Origin of the sequence: Marinomonas shanghaiensis, from assembly GCF_003259175.1 — a bacterium.
GTDB classification, from domain to species: Bacteria; Pseudomonadota; Gammaproteobacteria; order Pseudomonadales; family Marinomonadaceae; genus Marinomonas; species Marinomonas shanghaiensis.
Genome location: NZ_QGOK01000004.1, coordinates 67,551 through 74,342 on the forward strand (window position 1 = coordinate 67,551; position 6,792 = coordinate 74,342).

Annotated in this window: 5 protein-coding genes and 1 pseudogene; 5 read left to right on the top strand and 1 reads right to left on the bottom strand. The window is 43.8% G+C overall.

Annotated elements, in window-relative coordinates; genetic code table 11:
* Positions 1 to 103: 103 nt before the first annotated feature.
* Positions 104 to 964, top strand: a complete 861-nt coding sequence (locus tag DKT73_RS03670) for a DMT family transporter (RefSeq protein ID WP_111637238.1) — start codon at positions 104 to 106, stop codon at positions 962 to 964.
* Between the two features lie 64 nt (positions 965 to 1,028).
* On the opposite strand, the gene DKT73_RS03675 is transcribed toward DKT73_RS03670, so the two are convergent.
* The gene (locus tag DKT73_RS03675; protein WP_198666531.1) at positions 1,029 to 1,841 is read right to left on the bottom strand and encodes an AraC family transcriptional regulator; all 813 of its coding nucleotides are present in this window, start codon (positions 1,839 to 1,841) and stop codon (positions 1,029 to 1,031) included.
* A 129-nt stretch (positions 1,842 to 1,970) separates the two neighbouring features.
* On the opposite strand from DKT73_RS03675, the gene DKT73_RS03680 reads away from it, so the two are divergent.
* From DKT73_RS03680 to DKT73_RS03695, 4 genes and pseudogenes are all read left to right on the top strand, one after another.
* The gene (locus tag DKT73_RS03680) at positions 1,971 to 3,356 is read left to right on the top strand and encodes a DHA2 family efflux MFS transporter permease subunit (RefSeq protein WP_157959145.1); all 1,386 of its coding nucleotides are present in this window, start codon (positions 1,971 to 1,973) and stop codon (positions 3,354 to 3,356) included.
* A 322-nt stretch (positions 3,357 to 3,678) separates the two neighbouring features.
* On the top strand, positions 3,679 to 4,614 hold the full coding sequence (locus DKT73_RS03685; protein WP_111637241.1) for an NYN domain-containing protein: 936 nt from the start codon (positions 3,679 to 3,681) through the stop codon (positions 4,612 to 4,614).
* 307 nt (positions 4,615 to 4,921) lie between these two features.
* A complete protein-coding gene (locus tag DKT73_RS03690; protein WP_111637242.1) occupies positions 4,922 to 6,418 on the top strand; it encodes a Fic family protein in 1,497 nt (498 codons plus the stop codon).
* A gap of 126 nt (positions 6,419 to 6,544) precedes the next feature.
* A pseudogene (locus DKT73_RS03695) lies at positions 6,545 to 6,792 on the top strand (transposase); the annotation flags it as partial.

Sequence of the window (6,792 nt, forward strand, 5' to 3'; positions counted from 1 at the left end):
GCCAATATAACCATAACAGTTTTTTTAAATTGTGTCGGTCTGTATCTCCTCTTATGGTCATTTTTTCGGTTTTATAGGGCCATTGTTTTTAGGGAGTAATGAGATGAAACAGGTAACACAAGGTTGGCTTAGTGGCTTCGTGGGCGTGGTGACTTTTGCTGGTTCGCTACCGGCAACACGCATCGCGCTGCAAGGCTTTGATCCTACTTTCTTGACGGTGGCTCGCGCTTCGATTGCTGGAATATTAGGTTTATTGTTTTTACTGCTACTCAAACAACCACGCCCTAACGCCTCGCAAATTGCAACGCTCTTACTGAGTGCAATGGGAGTCGTGGTTGGCTTTCCTTTGCTGACGGCGTTTGCACTGCAATACGTTACCTCTGCGCATTGTGTGGTGTTTGTGGGCGTGCTTCCCATCTGTACGGCATTGTTTGCCGTGTTAAGAGGAGGAGAGCGCCCTAGCTGGCCGTTTTGGCTCTTTTCATTGGTGGGAGCGGCCTTAGTGATGGGCTATGCAGCCCTGGGTGTGGGTGAAGTTTCATTAATAGGGGATGGTTTGATGCTGGCGGCGATTGTTGCCTGCGGCATGGGGTATGCGGAAGGCGCACGCTTATCTCGGGTATTGGGCGGATGGCAGGTGATCTGCTGGTCTTTAGTCGTGTCTTTGCCCGTCATGCTGCCCTTACTGTATGTTCTATGGCCCAGCTCATTCGCTTCGGTAACGACATCAGCATGGCTGGGGATGGGCTATGTCTCTCTTTTTAGCATGCTGTTTGGCTTTATCTTCTGGTATAGAGGGCTGGCGCTCGGCGGCATTGCGGCGGTGAGCCAGTTGCAATTAATTCAACCATTTATAGGGTTTTTACTGGCGGCTTGGCTACTACAAGAAAGCATCAGTTTAACCATGCTGTGGGTGACACTGGCGGCCGCCTTGTGCGTGGTGGGAGCAAAGAAATTTTGTTAATGGGCAAATTAAAATTGGCGACATTTAGCTTAATTTTCATCTGAATCCAATTGCAGCAAAATGACTAATACTTAAAAAAAACTCTAGGCGGCACTCCTACCATGCGAGTTATCATCGCACTAAAAATACTAGGTGAAGAGTAACCTAACTCGTAAGCTATCTGATTGATCGGCATTTTTTGTGCGGCCAGTGCGAGAGCGTTTGCCAAAATGACCTGTTGCCGCCATTGGCTAAAACTAATACCTAATTGATTTTGAAACAGTCTTGATGCCGTACTCAAACTTACCCCACTATGTTGGCATAATGATTTTAAGCTAATGCTTGGAGAGGATGAGTCTAGAAAGGTATGGCAAAGTGTCTTTAGTCTTTTTTCTTTGGGAAGTACAACGCCAAGCGACAAGGGACGCGCCCGTCTCAACTCTCCCCAAATCAATGTGCAAATAGCCAGGTACTCTTTATTAATAAAATCCTCTTCAGTATTTTCACTCAACTTCACAATTAGTTCATGCAATAAAGGGCTTACTTCAAATGCTTGGCAGGTATTCCATACCTCGGGACTAATTAATTCAGAATCGGCTTCTTCACGGGAGATAAGATAAACAGAAAATAATTTTGCATGCTCTAACAAGGTGGCAGCATGTTCCATATTAGGGGGAATCCACAACCCATGATTGGGGGGAACGAGGTGTGTGCTATCCGACGTAGAAACTTTTGTGATACCAGCATCAGAGAAGACGAGTTGCCCCCAAGTATGATGATGTGGTGTGACGTCCACTGAGGAGCTCATTGAACGAGCCTTTACCCGTATTGGCTTATCAGCAGAGGGTTTAAAGCGATCCGCCTCTTGTCTAACATCTCGTACACGTGACTTTGACATAGTCTCAATACCTTTTGACATTCCTTCGACATTCTTTCATCGCACTTCTTGATACAAATATAACAGAGGCCAGCTCTTGAGGCTGTGACCTAGTATGAAATTTTCATGTATCTCTACAAGGAGAAGAGAATGCCAGCCAGTGAACATAGGACAGAGCAAAAGGGATTTATAGGAGATGATTCTAATCACCAAATCATATTAACGCTTATCCTCGGCAGTATTCTTCCATTATTGGACTCTACAGCGTTAGGTATCGCGATTCCTGCGCTAAGCGATGCCTTTGCTTCTTCCGTGCAAGCGCTACAAAAAGTGGTTACCTTATACGGTATCGCTGCCGCGGTGACAGTGCCTCTTTGTGCTTGGGGAATGAAGCGATATAACAATAAATCTGTGTGGCTATTGGGGCTGACTATATTTTTATTGGCCTCTGTGGCTTGTGCTACAGCAGGATCAATAAATTCATTAGTCACCTTTCGTATATTTCAGGGGGTGGGGGCAGGAATTCTGATGGCCACCATGCAGCCTGTATTATTGAATGCTGTGGGTCGGGAACAGTTTAAGGCTGCAATGGCTTCAGTGGCTATTCCCGCTGTTATTGTTCCTATTTTGGGCCCATTAGTAGCGGGGTTTATTGTAAATTCTGTCAGTTGGAAATGGATTTTCTTGTTAAATATTCCTATCTCACTTTTTGCCACACTCTTAGCGTGGTGCTACCTACCAAATAGTACCAGCGATAAACGGACAAAATTAGATATACAAGGCTATCTACTATTTGCTTGTGGCTTAGCCACAGTGATCTATGGGCTTTCTGAAGTGAGTTCTGAGAGTTTGGACATTCTTAGCGTTTCGGCTCTGGGCTTAGTTGTTCTGAGTTTGAGTCTGATTGGTTATTATGTTCACTATGCGCTGACTAAGTCATTCCCCATTTTAGATGTACGGCTTTTTCGTATTCCGCCGTTTAGAAACACGGCCCTGTTACTTTTTCTTAGTAGCTTAGTTTTTTATTCTAGTTTATTTATTTTACCGTCCATTTTTATCGAGCGTTACGGGTACTCCACGTTGGGCGCAAGTGCGATGTTGGGCGCTAGTGGCTTGGGGGCTCTGCTATCTCGTTCCTATTTGCAAAAGCTCACCTCTCGTTTTTCTGCTTCCAAGGTTGCAATAATAAGTGTGCTAATCAGCCTGATTGGAACGCTTCCATTATTGTTTGATTCTGCCTTTGACCTAATGCCGTTGATGGTATTGGGTATGCTACTGCGTGGCGCTGGCCTTGGACTAATAACCCTGCTTACCATGACTCATCTATATCATTATGTTCCGGAGGGAAAAACACCAGATACCAGCGCTTGGTCTCGAATACTGACCCTTTTGGGAGGAGCCATCGGAACGGCATCAATTGGCTTTTTTTACCAGTGGGAAATGACCACAGCGTCTCATCAAACTGTTGGTGCGCTTGCGGTTGTTACATTGCTTTGTATCGTACCTGCTTTTTCACTAGAAAGGTCAAAAACATAGAGGATTCAAGGGGGCAGAGTTGTTGATTTTTCATTGTTTCTTGTGACTGGCTCCTTTTATAGATGATAAAAGTAGCGTGAATCTTGTAATATTAATCTTATTTGGTTATTGTGTGCTTACAACTTATCCTTCTTCCACGCGTGGCGACATACAGACCCCTGGAGTTGGACGATGAAGCCGGCCTCGTGTCGGTTTTTTCACATCTACGGCTTTGGAAGGTCATTAATAAACAATGGATATGGAAAGTCCTTGCCTCTCTTTTTTGTCCCTTTGGTATTAGGCTCGCCAGTCATCATGACATCCAAGTAATTGGACTGAGAATATGAAAACGAGAGTCTACATTGATGGTTACAACTTCTACTTTGGTTGCTTAAAAGGCTCGCCATATAAATGGTTAGATCCTGTTTCTCTTGTTGAAACCTTATTGGTACGTTCTGGTGTTCCTGAATCCGTTCTTGATGAATTGGCGGTTAAGTTTTTTACCGCTGAAATATCTGAACGCGCGGCGTCGGATAGCAGCTCTTTGAATGATCAGCGTGCTTACCATCTTGCACTACATAACCACCGCCAAGGTAGATTGCAAACTGTAAAGGGTAACTACACAATTGATAAAACCAAATTTCCAAAAGTTGAGTTAGATGAGAGAGGAAAAGAAAAAGAGCCTAAGTTTTCTGAGCGGGTGAAAATATGGAAAATGGAAGAGAAGCAAAGCGATGTTAATGTGGCTTTGGAAGCGGTTTATGACGCAGTGACAGACTTAACACTTGAGCACATTGTTTTTGTGACCAACGACACCGATATCATTCCTGCATTACGAAAAATCCATTCTCATAATGCCTTGAAACAACGCTCTCCCGTCAAAATAGGCCTAATCATTCCAATGATAAAGGGCGACTCAGAAAGACAAGGAAATAAGTCTTTAAAAGATTTTGCCGATTGGACGATCAAGTATATACACGAAGAAGAATTGAAAATTTCACAGCTACCATGCCGCGTCGCTGGGGCAAAATCTGCCATAAAGCCTATTAGTTGGTTTAGGTATCCTGAAAGAGTTCAAGAGGTTCTGAATACCCTTAGCCAGAAAGGCGTTGAAGGCAGTGTGCCAAAAGCGTGGAAGTGGCTAGAGCGACCATTGCATCCAGCCGATGGACTGGAATATATAGAAGGTATTCCAGCCGAACTTATGGATGATGACACTGCATTAGAAATCATCTATCAACATGCACAAGCCTATGCAGATCACAAAAAACGAAGTTGATGCATTCCGATGCGGTAAATTTTTTCTGAGCTTAATTGCTTACAGAATAATCGTCGCGTTAACTAATTGTTATTTATATGAAATTCGTGGAGATGCCTCAGCATCTGCCCCCAATTGCTGTAATCTTTTTCTTGAAGAAATGGAGATTTTTAACAAAAATCTTAGCTCCGTAAACATTTTCTTAGACTAAATTGCAGTTAGGCGTATCCAACACCAAGTAACAATGCTTAGAATGTAACTATTATCTTAGCGAATGAAGCAGATATAACTAAAATCTTAGTTTTGTAAACATTTTTTGGTACTGAATATGACAAATACATCCGTAGGCTACGCTTACTTACTAGAGCGCGCAGATATCAAAGCGCTACCGTTGCAAGTATCTGCCCGTGTTATGTCAGTAACTAAGATGCAACTAATTGACAATACATTAGCAACGCCAGCCTCATTAAAGCCTTCGGATAAGATACTCGATCACATTCTTTTTGCACTGAAATACGAAGACCTTAATTTACAAATACTTTCCCAAACACTGCTCAAAGTTAGCGCAGAAGCGCTCCTAGAGTGCTATGAATCCGCTCCTATGGGGAAATATATCCGTATTGCCTGCCTACTTTGGGAACACTTTCATCAGCAATCATTACCACGCACCACTGAACTAACACGTGGTAACTATATCCCTTTATTAGATCCAAAGCGTTTTATCACCGCAGATAATAAGACGAATAAACGCTGGCGCGTCCATGTCAATGTAATCGGCTCCTTAGACTACAGCATCATCGTGAAGCGAACTGAGCGACTTGAAAAGGCATTGGCCAAAAATACTTTGCAAAAAGCCAAAGAGTTTACTGATGAGTTAGATGACGCCATGCTCAACCGAGCTTTATCTTGGGTGTATCTCAGTGAAACCAAAGATTCCTTCGCTATCGAGAAAGAGCAGCCCGATACCAATAAAATCCAGCGGTATACCAACCTACTGAGACAAGCACACATTCCCCGTGCAATCGATGAAGACTATTTAGCGGATTTGCAAAAGGCCACGATCAACAACCCCTATGAATGGGCCGTGTCCTATCGCAATGAGCAGAACTACTTAAGTAATGGTCCTGGGTCTATCGGCGTCACGTATGTACCGCCCTCACCGAATTTATGCCGTGAACTGATGCAAGAGTGGGAGCAACTGACCAACCAGTTACCAGAGCAAGTAGATCCTATTGTACTTGGTGCGGTTATCTCATTTGGCTTTGTATTCTTACACCCTTTTATGGATGGGAATGGACGCTTATCACGCTTTATGTTTCATCACGTACTATGTCGCAGTGGGAAACTTGCGAACGGCCTGTTACTCCCCGTGTCAGCGGTGCTGTATAACCGAGAACGAGACTATCTAGAAGCACTAAGTGCCTACTCATCCGAGACTCGTCCGTTCTGGCAAGTCGATTACCTTGATGCCGAAAACTTCGCCTTTGAATTCAAAGGTCATGAATCTATCTATCGTCATTGGGATGGCACCGCCTGTGCCGAGTTGATGGCGGAAGCATGCGACGAAGCCATGGAACACTATATCAAGCAGGAAGTGGCGTATCTCAACCAATACGACGCTCTAAAACGCCATATCAATAAGCAGTACGATATTAATGACAGAACACTTTCAAAGTTGGTCGTCTTCTGTTTAGAGCAAAGCGGCAAGATATCTAAGAAGCGTAGAGATCAGTTTCAATATGAAGTGCCCACTGATGCCTTTGACGCTTTAGAACAAGCCTACTCAGAAATATTGAAATTGGGGTCTGAAATTGGAGTCAGATGAAAATAGAAAACTTACCAAAGAACCTGCACATTGTGGGAAGGGCGATTTAAATCTTGTGTCATCAGTGCTGAAGAATACTTTTTTATCTGCCAGCGATATATTGAGCTAAATCCCGTTAGAGCTAATATGGTCGCTCATCCAGCTGACTACAAATGGTCGAGCTATCGCTTTCATGCTCAGGAGTCACTGGATCTACAAAGTGAGCTTTGGCAACCGCATGAACTTTATCTCAAGCTTAGCTTTCAGCAGGAAACGCGAGCGAAGCGTTACCAAGCCTTATTCAAATACCACATCCCAGAAGAAGAACTCGGACGAATTCGATCTGCTACGCATTCAGATATGGCGCTGGGAAACGAACGTTTTAAAGAAGAGAT